At 35.3% G+C, this 19799-nt stretch carries 14 protein-coding genes; 13 read left to right on the top strand and 1 reads right to left on the bottom strand.

Going from position 1 to position 19799, the window contains the following annotated elements; genetic code table 11:
• Positions 1-28: 28 nt before the first annotated feature.
• Entirely contained in the window at positions 29-604 is a 576-nt protein-coding gene (locus DK508_RS20320; RefSeq protein ID WP_109302605.1) for a hypothetical protein, read from the bottom strand.
• A gap of 616 nt (positions 605-1220) precedes the next feature.
• On the opposite strand from DK508_RS20320, the gene DK508_RS20325 reads away from it, so the two are divergent.
• Genes DK508_RS20325 through DK508_RS20380 form a run of 13 tightly spaced genes read left to right on the top strand, consistent with a single transcriptional unit; the run spans position 1221 to position 19795 of the window.
• Positions 1221-1796 (top strand): DUF4255 domain-containing protein, encoded by a 576-nt coding sequence (locus tag DK508_RS20325; protein ID WP_109302606.1) that lies wholly within the window; start codon positions 1221-1223, stop codon positions 1794-1796.
• Positions 1796-2797 carry a hypothetical protein gene (locus tag DK508_RS20330; RefSeq protein WP_109302607.1) on the top strand — a complete coding sequence of 334 codons (1002 nt, stop codon included), beginning with the start codon at positions 1796-1798 and terminating at the stop codon, positions 2795-2797. Before DK508_RS20325 ends, DK508_RS20330 begins: the two co-directional genes overlap by 1 nt.
• 28 nt (positions 2798-2825) lie before the next feature.
• Positions 2826-4748: a phage tail sheath C-terminal domain-containing protein gene (locus DK508_RS20335; RefSeq protein WP_109302608.1), complete on the top strand. Its 1923-nt coding sequence runs from the start codon at positions 2826-2828 to the stop codon at positions 4746-4748.
• A gap of 38 nt (positions 4749-4786) precedes the next feature.
• Complete coding sequence (locus DK508_RS20340; RefSeq protein WP_109302609.1) at positions 4787-5230, top strand: phage tail protein; 444 nt, start codon at positions 4787-4789, stop codon at positions 5228-5230.
• Position 5231: 1 nt separating this feature from the next.
• Positions 5232-5675, top strand: coding sequence for a phage tail protein (locus tag DK508_RS20345; protein WP_109302610.1), 444 nt, complete (start codon positions 5232-5234; stop codon positions 5673-5675).
• Positions 5675-5836 carry a DUF5908 family protein gene (locus DK508_RS21390; protein ID WP_200831891.1) on the top strand — a complete coding sequence of 54 codons (162 nt, stop codon included), beginning with the start codon at positions 5675-5677 and terminating at the stop codon, positions 5834-5836. Before DK508_RS20345 ends, DK508_RS21390 begins: the two co-directional genes overlap by 1 nt.
• Positions 5837-5846: 10 nt before the next feature.
• A complete protein-coding gene (locus DK508_RS20350) occupies positions 5847-6572 on the top strand; it encodes a LysM peptidoglycan-binding domain-containing protein (RefSeq protein ID WP_109302611.1) in 726 nt (241 codons plus the stop codon).
• Entirely contained in the window at positions 6573-8318 is a 1746-nt protein-coding gene (gene vgrG, locus DK508_RS20355; RefSeq protein WP_109302612.1) for a type VI secretion system tip protein VgrG, read from the top strand.
• 50 nt (positions 8319-8368) lie between these two features.
• On the top strand, positions 8369-8659 hold the full coding sequence (locus DK508_RS20360; protein ID WP_109302613.1) for a PAAR domain-containing protein: 291 nt from the start codon (positions 8369-8371) through the stop codon (positions 8657-8659).
• 1 nt (position 8660) lies between these two features.
• Complete coding sequence (locus DK508_RS20365) at positions 8661-9071, top strand: GPW/gp25 family protein (RefSeq protein WP_109302614.1); 411 nt, start codon at positions 8661-8663, stop codon at positions 9069-9071.
• Positions 9072-9087: 16 nt separating this feature from the next.
• A complete protein-coding gene (locus tag DK508_RS20370) occupies positions 9088-12333 on the top strand; it encodes a baseplate J/gp47 family protein (protein WP_109302615.1) in 3246 nt (1081 codons plus the stop codon).
• Positions 12321-15104 carry a hypothetical protein gene (locus DK508_RS20375; RefSeq protein WP_109302616.1) on the top strand — a complete coding sequence of 928 codons (2784 nt, stop codon included), beginning with the start codon at positions 12321-12323 and terminating at the stop codon, positions 15102-15104. Before DK508_RS20370 ends, DK508_RS20375 begins: the two co-directional genes overlap by 13 nt.
• A gap of 38 nt (positions 15105-15142) precedes the next feature.
• Positions 15143-19795 (top strand): DUF4157 domain-containing protein, encoded by a 4653-nt coding sequence (locus tag DK508_RS20380; RefSeq protein ID WP_200831892.1) that lies wholly within the window; start codon positions 15143-15145, stop codon positions 19793-19795.
• Positions 19796-19799 lie beyond the last annotated feature (4 nt).

The following is a 19799-nucleotide window of genomic DNA, read 5'->3' on the forward strand; positions in this document are numbered from 1 at the left end:
TTTATCAGATTGAGTCGTGTAAAGATTCTTAATATCCTGTGATTGCAGTAGTTTTAGAAATGTCTATCGTACCTTCATTGTCATTCCATGCATAACTCTGCTTTAAATTCACATATTTTATATCTGTTGTATTTTTATAAAATGTTTGGGTTTGCAAAATATTACCGGCTATCCCATATTCTTGAGTGGGAAATATATATTGAAAATCTGTATCAGAATCTTCGCAGTATACGTTGTTTAGTTCTGGTAGCGCAACAATATTACCATTTTCTTCTACCATATAATAGTAAGATTCTACATGCGCGCAACAAGCCAGATATTCTACTTCCATCTTGATCACCTCAGAGATCCCTTCTAGGCCGGGATTCTCTAAGGTGGTAATAAAGATGTCCTCAAAAAGTTCTGTATCATTAATGGTTAGCGTGGATATTTTTTCGGAGCTATCGTCAGAGCGAACCAAATTAACAATATAAGCAGGAAAATCCTGCTCCTGATCAGTAATTTCAGTGGTCACTAAATACTTTTCAGTTTTAATAAATCCTTTTTGTGCATTCAGGAATTGAAAACCTTGAAATAAAATAATGATTATGGCTACATTTTTCATAACAGAGTATTTTGAGGTTGGCTATTTGATGTAAAAGTAGAGTCTTAATTTATCTAAAAAGATAATGTTCTAGAATTCGTTATGGTTCAACTAGAATTCGTTTTAAGCCTAAAAATTCAATATTCGTTCATGTATCTTGATACTATAAATTATGGTGCAGATGTATTTGCTAAACTAAGAAAAGTAAAACTTCAAAAAAGATATTTCTAGAACACCTGTTTCTGGTTAATTAAATCTATCTGAAATGATTAAATTTTGAGATGCTGAAACCTCTGGTAAGGCTTATTATTACTTGAGTTACGTTAAAACCATAAACTTTAAAATTAATTTTTTCATAACATTTTGGAAGCACTTTTTTTTGTATCTTCACCTTGATTACCCCGATAAAGTTATGAGCCAAAAGGTTTATAATTCTTCTGATTTGTTTATACCCCATATAAGTAAATCCGTTCCCTTTCGATATTTGAGAAGATGAAGATTTGTATTGTTCTAGTATAAATCTAAATGTCAGAGATTATAATTTTTCAATTAGAAGACATTGCATTTTATGCAAAGTGTTTTAGATAATTTTTTGTCATTATCCAATGTGACTTGTTTTATAAATTAATAATTGATTATGATTTTTCAAGTACTGCAAATAATAAAGGAAGAAGTAAATGATTATTTCGAAGATGATAACCCTGTCGAGTTAGCGAATATAGCTACTGTAGATATTGGAGATAATGATGACGCCGACGCCGATATTATTTTGACCTTAATTAATATAGACGAGGAACCTACTTTAAAAAATATTCCTAATTATAAAATTGAAGGTACTTCTGTTTCCTATATGAACCCTAAAGTTAATGTTAATCTTTACGTCATGTTTAGCGCTAATAATAGTAGGTATACAGAATCTTTAAAAAGTCTTTCTCAGATTATAGCTTTTTTTCAAGGTAAAAATGTATTCACTCATGCAAATAGTAATTTTAATAGAGATGATGCTGATATGCAAGATCTTGGCAATTTTAAATTCATCACAGAATTGTATACTCCATCCTTTGAACAACTAAGTTATATCTGGGGCATCTTAGGCGGAAAACAATATCCATCAGTATTGTATAAAATAAGATTATTAGAGATTGAAAGAACAGCATTGCAAGCGCAAGGATCTGTTATTACAAATATTAAGGCAACCTTAAATAAGAATTGATGAGTTTTCAAATAGAGTATAAACCCTTAATAGATATAAAGATCCATCATGACTATTTTTTGGATGATGGTACAGATAAATTTATAGATTTATCTGATGAGCAAAAGAAAACTCAATTAGCAGAGTATCGGTTTTTAGACTATTTATCTGTTGTTCCTACATTAAAAACACAAATCCAGCTTAGAAATCATAAGATTGTTCTTCGACATTCTAATGAAGGGTTTCATCTTTTTGTTAATGTAGAAGAATATACCAAGGCCGGAGAAACTGCGAAGGTGTATTGCCCAAAGATTCAAATGGAGGGTGAGCTAACACTTACGTTTGAACTCAGGTTTTCAGATCCTTATTTTAATAATTACACAAATGATAAGGATGCTAACGAAAATAGATATTACTATTTTACAAATACTAAACCCGATGGTGAGCCTAATTCGTTCCCTAACTTTTTTGATGCAAGTGATGTACATACTAAGTTTTTACTGAAGGAAAAAACAAGTAGGGAGCTACTTTATGATATTATTACAAAAGAGGTGGCACCAATTAATGACTTGGGATTAGATCGTATAACGGCCATTGATGAAGCCGACTTAACATCTCCAGAAAATGTTGATGTCCTAAATAATTATATCGAGACCGAAAAACGTAACGGGTTATTGGGGTATATACGTTTTAAGGTTAATGGAGATAATACTAATGACCTTATTGAAGATAATTTGGTTGAAATGTCAAGTGGTCCAGATCAAGTTTTGGGGTGCTTACCAGATAATACTCCTAATCCCACAATTCGATTTGAAAACAGAAAAACATTTTGGAGATATATTCAATTAACAACAGATGATGTTTTTGAAACCAAGAGAAAACAACCCCTTACTCAAAAAGGATTTATTGATCTTAGGCCAAATGATCTTAGGCCTAGATTAAGGAATGTTTTTCTTCTTAATCCAGGTAAAAGCGGGGTAAGAATAGAAGACGATAAAATTTACTCAGAAATATTTATTTAAAATTTAATACAAATTAAAATTCAAAATTATGGCAACGTACAGCACACCAGGAGTCTACATTGAGGAAATAGCAAAGTTTCCTCCTTCGGTAGCTCAAGTAGAAACTGCTATTCCAGCTTTTATTGGTTATACACAGAAAGCTACGAATAAGACCGAAGGAGATCTTAACGAGATTCCGACACGTATTACTTCTATGTTGGAGTATGAAACTTTTTTTGGCTTAGCCGAATTAGAAAAAGGAATTGATGTTGAAGTAGTAGAAGATGTTATCTCTGTAAAGACTCCTACAACAAAGTCTCCTTTTTTGATGTATTACTCTTTGCAACTGTACTTTGCTAACGGAGGAGGACCTTGTTACATTCTTTCTGTAGGTCAATATGGAGAAGGTACGACGCCAGTCACTGCTGTGACTTTGGGTTCAGAAACTACTGCTGGATTGGCAAAAGGATTAAAATTGCTAGAAAAAGAGGATGAGCCTACATTAATAGTCTTTCCTGATGCTACATCATTAGCAGGTAGCGGTGATTTCTATGGTTTGTATAAGTCTGCATTAATTCAATGTAACAAACTACAAGACCGATTTGCAATTATTGACACCTATTCCTATGATAATAGTACTCCTGTAGATACGAATATCAAAACATTAAGAGATGGAATAGATTTAGGAAAAGATTTTATTAAATATGGTGGAGCTTATTATCCTTTTGTAGAAACTATTTTGGATTATAGATACGAAGATCAGGATGTTGACGTAGATGTTACTCCAGCTGGTAAAACTGCTGATGAGGTAATTAACGAAGCTAAAAAATCATTTACCGAATATGTCACTCAGATTGTTAGTCTTAAAGCAGATGTTAGTGCCACTACCAGCGCTGGTGATGCAATAGCTTTAAAACCCGCTTTATCTTCATTGATTGATGATATGATAGACTTAGCAACAGATACTAATGATGCATTAACTACGCTATATACAGATGCAAAAGCAAGTACAAATGCAGATGTTGCGGCTTCTGGAGCTATTTTAGAAACATGGGTAGATACTAATGTTAAAGACTTAGCAGCAGATCTTACAACCCGACAAACAGGGATCAACGATGCTGCTACAGATACCAAAACAAAAATACTCGGGTTTATTTCTACAGGGTCGAATAATGTTTATGGCGATTTAGGAGTAAATGAAACTACGATAACCAGCTCTACGATACTTGTGCAAATCGATGCTTTAAAAAGTGGAGGAGATATTACTACAATTAAAAACGGATTAGGAGATCCAAAAATCCCAGGTAAAAAAGCTTCCTTTAAACTATATGAGTTAGAAACTCAGGATAATGCTCTTTTTAACAGAGTTAAAGCCGAGATAGGTCAATTACCTATAATATTACCTCCGAGTAGTGGTATGGCGGGTGTTTATGCACGTACCGATAGTACAAGAGGAGTTTGGAAAGCACCGGCAAACGTAGGAATGAATTATGTGATTAAACCAACGGTACATATTTCTCATGAAGAACAAGAGAGTTTAAACGTTCATGAAACTGGAAAATCTATAAATGCTATCCGTACATTCTCTGGTAAAGGAACATTGGTATGGGGAGCTAGAACATTAGCGGGTAATGATAATGAGTGGAGATATGTTTCTGTTCGTCGTTTCTTTAATATGGCTGAAGAGTCTATCAAAAAAGCTTCAGAGCAGTTTGTTTTTGAGCCTAATGACGCTAATACTTGGGTTAAAGTAAAGGCTATGATTACAAATTTCCTGAATTTACAATGGAGAGCAGGAGCTTTGGCAGGACCTACACCAGATAAAGCATTTTATGTAAATGTTGGATTAGGAGAAACCATGACGGCTCAAGATGTTCTTGAAGGATATATGATCGTAGAGATAGGTATGGCTGTGGTTCGCCCAGCAGAATTTATCATTCTTAAATTCTCTCACAAAATGCAAGAAGCATAAATAACAAATCATCTTAATAATTTTTAAAGTATATAAAAATGGCAACAACATATCCATTACCAAAGTTTCATTTTAGAGTATCATTTGGAGATTCAGAATTTAATTGTACCGAAGTATCGGGCTTAGATTTTGAAACAGAAATGATCGAATACAGAGCGGGAGCCGATAACGAATATCATAAAACAAAGCAACCAGGACTTTTTAAATATAGTAACATCACTATCAAAAGAGGAACATTTGCTGATAGTAATAAACAGTTTTACGAACAATGGGTGAAAACTGTGTATTTTCAAGAAGGAGAAGAGCAATATCGTGGAGATTTAACGATAAGCCTGCTTGATGAAAAACATGAGCCTGTAGTAACATGGAAAGCAGAACGAGCATATATCACCAAAATTCAATCTACAGATCTTAAGGCAGATGGGAATGAAATTGCTATAGAAACTGCAGAGTTTGTTCATGAAAAACTTTCATTAGTATAATATGGCAGCTTACTATCCACCCGTTGGGTTTCATTTTAAGGTTGAATTTCAAGATATTGAAAATAGAACCAATGATCACCAGTTTCAATCGGTTTCAGGTCTATCTGTAGATCTTGAAACCGAAGAGATTGCTGAGGGTGGAGAAAATAGATTTAAACATAAAATCCCCGTGCGTACTAAATATCCCAATTTGGTATTAAAACGCGGGCTTTTGATTGATTCTGGACTAATTGATTGGTGTAAAAAAGCTATAGAAGATTTCGAAATAGAACCGATTAATCTTACTATAAAATTACTTAACGAAAAACATGAACCCTTATTAACATGGAATGTAGTTCATGCCTACCCTGTAAAATGGACCGTTGAGGATTTTAATGCCGAAGAAAATAAACTATCTATAGAGTCCTTAGAACTGTCATATAACTATTTCAAAACAATTACTTGATGCCAATAGAAATTAAAGAATTACATATTAAAATTAATGTTGATGAAGGCGGTAAAGGCCAGCAATCTGTGGCAACTTTTGGTAAAGAACAAAAATCTGCTTTAATAGCATCTTGTGTAGAACAAGTAATGGAAATTCTAGAAATGCGTAAAGAACGTTAAAGATTCAAAAATGAGTGAAGGTAAATTACAGAAACTAGTAATACGGTGTTTTAAAGATGAACGATTTCAAGATGAATTAGTAGATCTAAAATATACTGCATTATTAAACCCTGAAACATATTCGTTTTCTTTTAAAGCTGATTATCAGGAAGAGCAAGCACAAGGAACGAGCTCTGATGATCCTAAGTTTGTAAGATCTCTGCCCGAAGACCTGAGTTTGGATTTTCTTTTTGATCGTACAGGGGTAATTGTACATTATGGAGATGATCCATTGTCTAGCGGGGGAGATATGGTGTATAAGGATCAAGGTAACGGAATTATAGATGATGTAGATGCTTTTAAGAAAGCAGTCTATGATTACAATGGCGATAAACATAAACCTAATTATCTTATTGTTACTTGGGGAGCGCTTTCTTTTAGGTGTTTTCTTACCTCTATGGATGTGGAGTATAAACTCTTTAAACCAGATGGCACACCACTTAGAGCTAATATAAAAGCCACTTTTAAACGGTTTATCGAAGCTGAAGAAAGGGTTGCACAAGAAAACAATCAATCCCCTGACCTTACTCATTATCGTAGAGTAAAGGCCGGAGATACGCTTCCTTTGATGACCTATCGTATATATGGAGATCCCAAATATTATCTCGAAGTAGCACGGGTAAATAATATTAGCAATTTTAGAAAACTGAAGGAAGGACAAGAGCTTTTTTTTCCTCCATTACAAAAACAATCCTAGATGAATAATAGTGGTGTTATACAAACTTCGCAGAGTTCGGATCTGGTTACGTTCAAAATTCTCATTGCCGGACAGGAATTGTCTAAGAAATATCAGGTAAAAAGTATTTCGGTAGATAAAGAAATAAATAGAATATCTACGGCGAGATTGATTATAGTTGATGGAGATGCATCAACAAGAGATTTTAAACTTAGTAATGAGGATCTATTAATCCCTGGTCAAGAAATCGAAATCACTGCAGGATATCACTCTGATGAAGCTACTATTTTTAAAGGTGTTGTTATTAAACATAACCTTAGGATTAGGCCAAAAAGTAATCAATTAACAATAGAGTGTAAAGATGAAGCTGTAAAACTTACTATAGGAAGGAAAAGTAAATATTTTTATGATAGTACCGATAGCGACATTTTTGAAGAGATTATTGGAGATTATGGATTAGGTAATGATGTTGAAGCTACAACATATACGCATGCAGAATTAGTACAATATAATGCATCAGATTGGGATTTTATAGTGTCTAGAGCGCAAGCAAATGGTAAAATATGTTTTGTAGATGACGGCACGATTAATATTAAAGAACCTGATCTTGGACAGGAAGAGATAGAAACCGTTGTTTTTGGAGGAAATCTTTTGGATTTTGATGCCGAAATTGATGCTAGACATCAAATTAACAAAGTATCCTCTTATTCATGGAATTATGCTGATCAAGAATTATTAGAGATAGAAGCTAATGATCCTTCGGTTTCTCTAAATGGTAATTTGTCTTCGGGAGATTTGGCCGAAACGATTGGGTTAGAAAACTTAGAACTTCGACATGGAGGTGCCGTTACCGATTCTGAATTGCAAAATTGGGCAGATGCCAAATGGTTGTTTCAGCAGTTGGCTAAAATACGTGGTAGAGTAAAATTTCAAGGCATCCCAGACGTAAAACCAAATACAATATTAAACTTAGAAGGAGTTGGAGAACGGTTTAATGGTAAAGTTTATGTAAGTGGTGTGCGCCATAATATTACCGAGGGTAATTGGACTGTTGATGCCCAATTTGGATTAGATCCAGAGTGGTTTTCAGAAACATACGATATTGATATGATGCCTGCATCAGGGCTATTACCGGCTATTCATGGATTGCAAATAGGAATAGTATCCCAATTGCAAGATGACCCAGATGGCGAGGAACGTATTTTGGTGCAAATTCCAATTATTGATAATCAGGAACAAGGTATTTGGTGTAGAGTGGCATCCTTGGATGCTGGCGATAATCGAGGTGCTTTTTTTAGACCCGAAATAGAAGATGAGGTCATTGTAGGGTTTATAAATAAAGACCCAAATGATGCAGTAGTTTTAGGGATGTTGCATAGTAGTGCAAAACCAGCACCTATAACAGCAAGTGATGATAATCATGAAAAAGGCTTTGTAACTCGTAGCGAAATGAAAGTGCTTTTTGATGATGATAAAAAAACTATAAATATCACAACTCCAGCGGGTAAACGCATTGCTTTAGATGAAGATGAAGGAACTATAATCGTTGAGGATGAAAACTCAAATGTTATTACTATAGATAGTGCCGGAATTTTAATGGAAAGTGCTGGCGATATAGAAATTAAAGCTGCCGGAGATGTAAATATAGAAGGAACTAATGTTAACCTAACGGCTAGTGCAGCTTTTAAAGCCGAAGGCTCTTCTGGAGCAGAAGTCTCTTCGGGTGCTACAGCAGTATTAAAAGGATCATTAGTGCAAATAAACTAGGCGTAAGGCTATAGTTTAAAAAATATAAACAATAATAAAATAGATATAGTATGCCACCTGCAGCAAGAGTAAATGATATGCATGTATGCCCAATGGTAAATCCAGGTCCTGTGCCTCATGTAGGAGGTCCTATTTTACCAGCAGGAGAACCCACAGTATTGATTGGAGGTATGCCAGCAGCTCGAGTTGGAGATATGGCTACCTGTAGTGGTCCTCCAGATACCATAGCAGCTGGGTCAGCAACTGTATTAATTGGAGGGATGCCCGCTGCAAGAATGGGTGATTCTACTGCACATGGAGGGTCTATAGTGGCAGGTGAACCAACTGTAATGATAGGATAATATGGAAAATAAAAAATCATTTCTTGGAGTAGGATGGAGTTTCCCACCCGAATTCAATAAACAAGCCGCGGCTGTAAAGATGATTTCGGACGAAGAAGATATAAAAAGTAGCCTCGAAATATTGCTATCCACTCGTTTGGGCGAAAGAGTAATGGTTCCCCAATATGGTTGTAATCTAGATGAGTTACTTTTTGAAAACTTGAATAGAACTCTTGTAACTTATGTAATTGAGCTTATCAAGACGGCAATTTTGTATCACGAACCAAGAATAGATGTAGATCGTATTGATATTTCTGAAAGTGATGTATTACAAGGAGAGCTTTTTATCAAAGTAGAGTATACTGTTAGAGCCACGAATTCGAGAAATAATGTGGTTTTCCCATTTTATTTAGAAGAAGGAACTGATATTTAATTATTAAAACGCGACAATGTCAGAAAACTGTGATTATATAGATAGTATTCTAAGAAGAAACGGAAGAGATCAACAACAACGTTTCAATAAAATATTGAATCCCGATAGCCTTAAGCTTCATGATCTTGATATTGAAGATTGGATGCTTTTTGCTTATAATTTTGCCAAAAACGTTAACTATTTTGATAATAATAGCGATGATGTTCCCGTAGGGAATTGGCAAGACTTATTTCGTTATTTCAATTTTAATGAAGAAACCATTCCTCTAAGAGGAGAATCAGATTATGAGAAAATAAAAAATGAGATTACCCAAACTCTTGCAGAACAAGAAAAAGATAGTGGAGTAACTCCGCATTTTACCTTATTCATTTGTTTTTTAAGGTTGTTGTCTTTTTCGCAAACACGTTTTAATGGATTAACAAAGCGACATCTTGACTTCTATTATAAAGAAATATTAAAAGTCGAAAAGCTTCCAGCTCATCAAGATAAGGTTCATCTTCTTTTTGAAATTGCAAAAAAGAGCGCAAGTGAAAGAATAGAAGAAGGTACCGAGCTTGATGGTGGTAAAGATAAAAATGGAAGTAAGCGCGTTTTTAAAACATCAGAAGAATTAGTAGCTAATAAAACGAGTATTGCATTACTAAAAAATATATATAATCATCAAGAAGATGGTGTAAATGGGATTAAAAGAGAATTAAAAGCTGCAAATATGGCAAACTCTTTTGATGGAAATGGAGAAGATTTTCCCGAGGGTCAGGCAGATTGGTGGCCTTTTGGGTATCCCTCTTCTGTTGACCCATACCCACCACTTCCTAATGCTAAAACAGGTTTTAGTTTAACCTCTCCTTTATTAGAACTTAAAGAAGGAGAAAGAACTATTGATATTCTTATTAGTTATCAAGTGCCTGCAAATCCTGGACCTGATGATCCCCAGCCTATAATTCCATTTCCTGCACAAAGTTTTCCTTTTGAAACTTTACAAGACAATATTACCATCTTTTGTAGTGGAGAATCAGGATGGTTAGGTCCTTATGAACTTGAAAATAGTTCGGTACTGAATCCAGGTAGTATGTTACTTTCGTTTAAAATAGCCCGAGACGAACCTTCGGTGGTTAATTATAACAAAGAAATTCATCTTGAAGATTTTGATACCAAACATCCTGTTGTTCGTTTTTTGATAGATCAATCCTCAGAAGATGGGTATGATATTAATAGGAGATTAGCTATTAATACTCTTAATTCTATAAAAGTAGATGTTAATGTAACTGATATAGTTTCTCTCGAATTAGAGAACGATACGGGAGTGCTTAATGTCAAAAAACCGTTTTATCCTTTTACCACAGATCCTATAAAAAGATCTAATTTTATAATGAACTACCCAGAGGTTTTTAGAAAACCCTGGGAGACTATAGATATTGATATTATTTGGAGAGATACACCTGATTTTGATAATGGTTTTCAAGATCAATATGCCTATTATGATCGATCCGATGTGAATGATACTTATTTCAAGTTTACACCTGCTATACTTAATAGAGAAATTTGGAATGATAAGGTTAAAGATTCGTCTATCGAATTGTTTAACTCAATAGACACCGATACCAAAATTTATAAAACATCATTCACATATGATAATCCTGCAGTAAGTAGCAATCCTACTCGATTTGAATTAGGTAAAAATGGGCCACTTAGGTTTTCTCTTGATCAATCATTTTTGCAAGAGTTGTATCCAACCAAATACGCGTTAGCAATTTCTAAAGAGATCTTGGCAGATCCTCCTACAACACCTCCTGACCCACCAGTTGAACCTCAAATTCCTAAAGAACCCTATATACCTTTAATTGAAACAATCACTATGGGGTACAGTGCTTCAGATACTACCACTCTGAAATTGATTGATGGTGCGGATAATGAAACTCAGCAAAAAAAATATGAAAATAACCTTATTAAACTGTTTCATGAATCTCCATTTGGACAATATGAGGAACATGAATATCTAAAGAGTAAGGTATTAGAAAAAAATAATGAAAAGCTCGAAGATAATGGTAGTTTTCTAATTAATCATTTGGTGCCGCAGCATTGCAGAGGAGGATCATTATTTATAGGTCTTGAAAATGCTGAAATAGGCCAACAAGTATCACTCTTGATTCAAGTTTTAGAAGGAAGCGAAAATCCGTTGACCATTTCTTTTGAAGGTAAAGAACGTGTAGAATGGTCAATTTTGTGTGATAATCACTGGAAAGATCTACAAAATGATATCTTAAAAAATAGTACCGATAATTTGCTAACATCGGGAATTGTAAAATTTGGAATTCCTAAGCAAGTAACGGATCAAAATACAAGACTCCCAAGAGGATATGTTTGGCTACGAGCTAGGATTCATAAAAATTATGATGCTGTAAGTAAAGCAAAAACAATTCATACCCAAGCTGTTTTAGCAGAGTTTGAAGATAGGAATAATGAATTGTCTCATTTAGAAACCGGATTACCTAATGGTAGTATTAGTAAACTGATAACTAGAGTGCCTCAGATAAAAAGCATAACGCAACCTTATAATTCTTTTGATGGGCAACCTCAGGAATCTGATGATGCATATTACAGAAGGATCAGTGAGCGTCTTAGGCATAAAAATAGAGCAATTACGCTTTGGGATTATGAAAATTTGGTATTGCAAGAATTTCCAGAAATATATCAGGTAAAATGTCTTAATCACACTAACGTTTCTTCCTTTTTATCACCAGGAAATGTAACGTTGGTTGTAATTCCAGATACAATCAATAAAAACGTATTTGATATTTTTCAACCTAGGGTAAGTAGGGCGACTTTAAATAAAGTAAAAACCTTCGTGAATCGGTTAAATTCAATGCATGTAGAAACTGAAGTTATTAATCCTACTTACGAGGAGGTAGAGATTTCTTTGGCAGTAAAGTTTTATGATCAATATGACGAGAATTTCTATACCAAACAATTAAGTGAAGACATTACCCAATTTTTATCGCCCTGGGCTTTTGATACTTCGCGAAGTATAGATTTTGGGGTAACATTACATCGAAGTGTACTAATTGATTACCTCGAAAAACTGTTTTATGTAGATTACCTGCAGGATGTAGTCATGAAAAAAAATGATGAAAATTTCCTTACCAGCATCGAACCCTCAAACCCGGCCTCTATATTAGTTTCGGCAAGAGAACATATAGTGAGTACTGATATAGAAAAGTGTGGAAACCAAGAAGAAAAAGAAATAGACACATGTCAAGCATAGATACAAATATTACCATTCCAAAAAATGTTGCCTCTCAAGACGACCTGGATTTCTATTTCTTACGAAAAAAAGGAATAGAATATATTTCACAGTTAGGAGGTAGGTTATGGACAGATTATAACTCTCATGATCCTGGGATCACTATTCTAGAAATGTTGTCGTATGCAATATCAGATTTGGGAATGCGCATTAATATGCCCATTGAAAATTTGTTGGCAGCAGATGAAAATGATAAAGGAATAGAAACTCAATTTTTTAAGCCTGCGGATATTTTCCCATCAAAACCAGTAACAGCCTTAGATTATAGAAAGATATTTATTGATATTCCTGGGATTAAGAATTGTTGGTTAAGTAAGTTCGAGAAAATAATGTATCTAGATTGTAAAAAAGATAAACTTACTTATAACAAAGAAGATATTGATATTATTGGATCAGGAAGCATAGCAGAGTCCGATTTTATTAAAGAATTTAATCTAAAAGGTCTTAATAATATTACTTTAGAATATGATGAAGATTTTCTTAAGATAGGTACAGAAAAGCTTTCGAAACAAAAGAAAGCAGAGCGTATACAAAATAAAAAAGAAGAACTAATAGAACAGGTACGGGTTAAGTATCACCAAAATCGTAATCTATGTGAAGATCTCATCGATTTGGGAGAAGTCGAATTACACCCGATATCAATTTGTGCGAGTATAGAGGTAGAAAATGAAGCTGATGAAGAGTTAATACATGCCAAAGTTTTAATTGCAATAGAAAATTATTTTTCGCCCACAATTAATTTCTACTCCATCCAGGAAATGTTGGATAAAGGGTATACTACAGATCAGGTTTTTGAAGGACCTATACTTAATAGAGGGTTTATAGATACTGAAGAGCTAGAAAACGCCAATTTACGGGAAGAGGTACGCCTGTCTGATATTATAAAGTTAATTATGAATATCGAAGGGGTAAAGTTTGTCAAAGAAATTTCGGTTGGGAATTGCGATGATGATATAGCAGAATCAAATGATTGGTTAATTTGTATTGATAAAGGTAAAAAACCAGTGCTCTGCGATAAAAGTATTATCAATTATAATAAAGGTTTTTTACCTCTTAATTTGAATCAAAAACAGGTAGAAGAATATCTCGATGACTTAAAGCCTGAAGCTACATTAGTATTAGATCAAGAGTTGCCACTCCCAGAAGGTCAATATTTTGATAATGCTTCATATACTACCATCCAAAATGATTTCCCGGATACTTATGGTATAGGAATAGATGGACTATCGGCCAGAGCAACGACCAGCAGAAAATCACAAGCAAAACAATTAAAAGCATACCTATTATTCTTTGATAAGATATTGGCTAGTTATTTTCAACATTTGGGCAAAGTCAAAGAACTATTATCTGTTAGTGGTCAATCCGAAAACACCTATTTCACACAGGCAATTAAAGATGTAGCTGGATTCGAAGATTTGGTTAATAATTATAACACCAATAATGACGAAGAATTAACTAATGCATTATTTAAAGAAATAGATAACAATACTGTACGCCGAAATCAAATTCTTGATCATTTATTGAGTCGTTTTGCAGAACGTTTTGGAGAGTATACTTTTTTGATGAAAACGCTTTATGGAGATGCAACAGGAGAAGTTGTACTTCGAAATAAAGAGGCATTTTTAAAGGATTATAAAGTTATTAGTCGGGAGCGAGGTAACGCCTTTGATTATTATAAACAACCATTTAGCAATTTATGGAATACCAATAATGTTTCTGGAACGCAAAAAAGACTAGCTCGTTTATTAGGAATCAAAGATTATAATCGCAGAAATATATCTAACTCGTTTATAAACATCAAAACAGATGTAGATGAAAATGATTGTAAGGTTTTTAGATGGGAAATTTTAGATACCAAAGGAGAGCCAATTCTTAGGTCTACGGAGAATTATGGTTCCAAAACAGCCGCTATAAATGAGCTTCATTTTTCAGTTTTACAATTAATAGAGACAAGTAAATATGATCTCGAAGAAGCATTTACTAAAACGATTAAAGACGATACCGATGTTGATAATATCAAACTCAATAAATCAAGCCTTAAAGGGGTATACTCTTTTAGCGTAATTAATCCTGATTTTCCTGTTTCAAGTACCAAAAGAATAACGGCAATACATTCTCGGTTTTATGACACACAAGAAGAACTAAAAGATGGGATTTTTGAAACTTTAGCGTTTGTCGAAAATGATTTTACAGAAGAAGGTTTGTTTCTTGTCGAACATATTTTATTAAGACCAGATGTAAAACAGATTGATGTCGATGAGAAAAGTTTTATTCCGGTATGTGCAGATACCTGCGAAAACTGTGAACCTGTTGATCCTTATTCTTATAGAGTAAGTATTATTTTACCAGGATATACCTATCGATTTGCCGATACAGATTTTAGAAATTACATGGAAAATGTCATCAAACAAGAGATCCCTGCTCATGTAATAGCAAGAATATGTTGGGTAGGTCATAGAAGAGGAGAAGTCCCCGATGAGGAAAATGGACTTTTTAGATTTGAAAATGCATATAAAGAATTTTTGGAAGCAAAAACATCTAATACAGGAGAAGAAGAAATGACATATATAGACGAAGATACAGGAGAAGAAACATCAAAATTAGAACAGTTTGTAGATAAATTGTTTAGTCTGCAAACGCTATACCCAGCAGGCAGGTTAATAGATTGTGATAATGATGATGATATCGAAGGTCAGGTTATACTAGGTAAAACAACTCTAGGATCATTATAACTTATGAATACTCATAAAATAAGAAAGTAGATAATAACATGTTTTCACCAAAAACATCAAATACCGCAACCAAGGGCAATAACACGCCTTCTGTTTTTAAACCAAAAAATGGAAGCGATATGTTTATACAGCCTAAAGTAAAGGTGGGTCAACCTGGTGATAAATATGAAGTAGAAGCTGATCATGCTGCAGATCAAGTAGTCAATAAACAACAGAATACAACACAATCTAATATTACACCTACTCCGGTTGCTGTGCAAACTATGACCGAAGAGGATACTATACAGGAAAAGCCTATTGCAGAGCGTATTCAACCTTTAACAGGTTTGTCTGATGGCTCGTCTGTACAAAGAATGGAAGAAGAACCATTACAACTCCAGGAGGATGAAGATGTTCAATTGATGGCCGATGAGGAGGTACAAACCATGCCGGCAGAAGAAGACATCCAAATGATGGCAGAGGATGAAGAGGTGCAGGCGAGAGAAAATTCAGGAAATCCAAGTATAAATTCGACCGCAAATATTGGTAGTTCCCTTAGAAATTCTAGAGGACAGGGCTCTCCATTACCAAATGGGGTACGCACACAAATGGAGTCTGGGTTTGGAGCAGATTTTAGTGGAGTTAGAATTCATACGGGCAGTCAATCGGTTGGGATGAATCAAGCACTGGGTGCACAAGCTTTTACGAATGGGAATGATATTCATTTCAATCAAAATCGATTTAACCCTACCACCAATGAAGGGCAAACGCTGTTAGCTCATGAATTAACACATACAATTCAACAAGGAGCATCTGGACCTGCTACTCAAGAAAGTGCAGAAACTTCGGCTGGAGGAGCAACGTCATCGCAATCAACAGAATCAGAAACATCATCAGAAACTCCTGTTAATGAGGTCGCCGCAGAAGTTGTAGAAACCCCAATATTGGGAGAAGAAGTGATTATTGAAGGCCAAGGCCAAGGAGAGGTTAATGCCGAAGAAGTACAACCTACAACACCAAGAAGTCCAGAAGAAGATCCTAATTTCAAACAACTAGAGCAAAGAGTAGATAATACAGCTAGTGACCAGCAAGATCATGAGCCGGCTACAACTTCGGCAGGAAGTGCGCAAGCAGCAGCAGCTTCTCCATCAAACGAACGTCAAAGTGGAGCCCAAGCTGCGCAAGTAGATACAATGGAACAGCAAGAAGCTGGAGAATTTAGTGCTGAAGCGTTCAAAACACAGCTGATGCAACGTATCGAAAGTATGCAATTGCCTGCCAATGAAGAAGAAGCTGCGGATTTCGAAAATAATAATAATATAGACGAAGTTCGAGATGCCGCAACACAGGATGTGCAAAGTGAACAAGAAGCTGCCTCAGGTAATATATCGGCAACTACAGCTCAAGAACCAAATACTGAAGCCATACCAGAGCGTGAGGTGACACCATTACCAGAAGCACCTATTGGTAGTGCGCCAGGTAGTGTACGTGCACAAAGTGCAATGCCTCCAGCTAGAGGAGATAGTGAAGTGAGTCAACCTTTACATGATAACATGTCTGAGGTTGATCAGCAGATGACTGATAACGAAATTACCGATGAGCAATTAGCCAATTCTAATGAACCAGAGTTTATAGGGGCTTTAGACTCTACAAATCAGGCTAGAGAAAATACCGTTCAGGCACCTGGTGAGTTTAGAGCAGGAGAGCAAAGCGAATTGCAAAATGCACAAAGTACCGCTGCTGGTAATAGCCAGCAATCCCTAGAAGGGATGCATCAGGATCGTGCTGGAGTCTTAAATCAAGTCACTACAGAACAAACACAAACTGGTACTACTGATACTGCAGAACGAGAACGTATTGCCGGAGAAATAAATACAATTTACGAGAATACCAAAACCGATGTCGAAACTATTCTTAGCGATCTCGATACTCGAGTTAGCGATATTTTCACTGCAGGTGCAGAACGCGCAAAACAAGCATTTGAGAATCATGTAAAAAGAGAAATGGATGCTTATTTAGATGAGCGTTATGGTGGCTTTGGAGGTTTCTTAAACCGTGTTGGAGATGTGTTTACAGGGTTGCCAGATGAAGTAAATGAATTTTTTGTTCGAGGGAGAGAGATTTTTATAGAGCGAATGGACGCTGTAATTACTGATATTGCTAATGTAGTAGCTACAGAACTCACCGCTGCCAAAAATCGTATTACCCAAGGTAAACAAGAAGTACAAGATTATGTTACTTCACTCCCACAAAATTTACAAGAAATAGGCCAGGAAGCTGCAGAAGGAATTCAATCTCAATTTGATGAACTAGAGCAATCTGTAGATGACAAGCAAGATGAATTGATTGATAGCTTAGCAAATCAATATAATGAAAGCTTACAGACTGTAGATGCTAGAATTGAAGAAATGCAAGCTGCAAATCGAGGCTTGATAGATATGGCATTAGATGCTGTTGCTGGTGTAATCCAGACCATCATCAATATTAAAAATATGTTGATGGAACTTTTAAGTTCTGCCATTAGTGTTATAGGTACTATTATACAAGATCCAATAGGTTTCTTAGGGTTATTAATAGAGGGAGTAGGTCAAGGGCTTAATAATTTTGTGAGTAATATCCTTTCACATATGCAAGAGGGGCTTATTGCTTGGTTAACAGGGTCATTAGGCAGTGTAGGTATCACCATACCAGATAACCTATTTAGTTTATCGGGGATTTTTGATTTAGTAGCACAAATACTAGGAATCTCTTGGGATTTTGTGCGCAGTATAGCAGTTCGTGTATTAGGTGAACCAGTAGTACGAGTGGTAGAAACTGCGTTCGAGATCTTTACGATATTACGTACAGATGGTATTGCAGGACTTTGGGAGTATATCAAAGAGCAATTTAATAACCTGAAAGAAATGGTCATGGATGCTATCCGTGATATGATCATTACCAAAGTTGTCGAGGCAGGAATTAAATGGATATTAGGGTTGTTAAATCCGGCAGGAGCCTTTATCAAAGCAGCAATGCTTATTATTGATATTGTTAAGTTCTTTATACAACGAGGCAGTCAAATTATGGAAATGGTACGTGCCTTTATCGATGGAGTAAAAGCAGTAGCATCAGGTAATGTAAGTGCAATTGCCAGCGCTATAGAAATGGCTTTAAAGAAATCTATACCAGTATTGATTGGTTTCTTATCATCCTTGTTAGGGATTACCGGTATTACTCAAAAAGTACAAGAGATTATTCAAAAAATCCGAAAGAAAATCGAGGATGCTGTTGTTGGCTTGTTAAATCGTATTAAGAGTGCTGCCAAACGATTGTTTAGAAGATTAACTGGGCGTGGAGGTGAAGATGAAAGTAGTTCAGAAACAAGTGAGGGTGAAGGCGATGGTCAAATAGGAAAAAATGTTGCCTTTAATGATGGAACTGAAGGACATAGACTTTGGGTTCAAGATGATGGAGAAGCTGAACTTATGGTTGCTAGTGGAAACCCAAAACCAGTATCGGAAAAACTTACAGAATGGAAGAATAAAGTGGATACAGTTGCAGCTGAGAAAGGATGGACTCAGGCTAGGAAGACAGAAATCAATGGATGGATTACTCAGGCTGAAGGTATTAACAATCAAGCAAATCAACAAATTGATGTGTTTGAAAGAGAAGAACAAGCGAATTCATCTAATTCTGATACACAAGGAGAATCTGTAGCTCAGCAAAATGCTGATGATCAGATAGAAGGAAAACAAGATGAGTTAAAACCGTTATTAAAAAACTTGTTTAGTGCTTTTGGAGAAGAGAACTCACTAACTGTAGAAGTAGCAGAGAATGATAAGATTAAAGCTAAATATACAAGTGATAGAAAGTTTCACGCTATTGTTAAAAAAGTTGAAGATGCTCACGATAGTCCTGATGATAATAAAATTGAACATCAATTTAACTGGGAAAAATTAAAGCAACGTGATCAAACTAATTCATTTACTCAATTTAATACGAAATGGGAATCAGGAGAGATTGAACATGCTACTTCCACCACAGAACATAGCGATTATAAACCTCAAAATGTAGTTCCTTCAGTAGATGGTGATTTCTTCGTCTTGAAATATGATTATGGTCCGGAAGGGTTAGGGCGTGATGAATTGGTAGAAGTTGAAGTAAGAATGAAAATCGAAGATGTAGAAGAAAAAAAGGTAAATCATCAAGTTTTTGGAGGAGGACTAGCTATAAAACCTTCAGGTAGTAGAGGTAGAACAGATAGTGCAGGTAGACTTTTACGTGATGGGGCCAATCCAGATAATGTTTCCTTAAATTCGGCTCATATTATTGCCGATTGGTTTAATGGTAGTGGTTATAGGCAAGGTTTAAATTTGATTTTGACAAGTGAGCACTATAATAAAAAAATAATGGGAGATGAAGAGAAGGCAATCACAAGAGAGTTAAGGGAAGTCCAGAGGAATTCGGGAGATCTTTTGGTAACTTTTGATCTCCGTGTTACTGCTATCTATCAAGCTACAGGTGATGATAAAGTAGTAGAGACTTTGGGAGCTCTTAGATCAGACCTAACACCAGAACAATTACGAGCCGTGCATTTAGATTTGCAAGGAGATCAAGATCCAAGAAGGTGTGAAAGTGTGACCTATGTTGTTGAAAAGGTTAAAATTGGAGGAGTGGTAGATGAGTCAATTTTTATCGAACCAAGAGAAATAGGAGAGGACAAACATTTATAATAAT

Origin of the sequence: Aquimarina sp. AU474 (assembly GCF_900312815.1) — a bacterium.
Classification (GTDB): domain Bacteria; phylum Bacteroidota; class Bacteroidia; order Flavobacteriales; family Flavobacteriaceae; genus Aquimarina.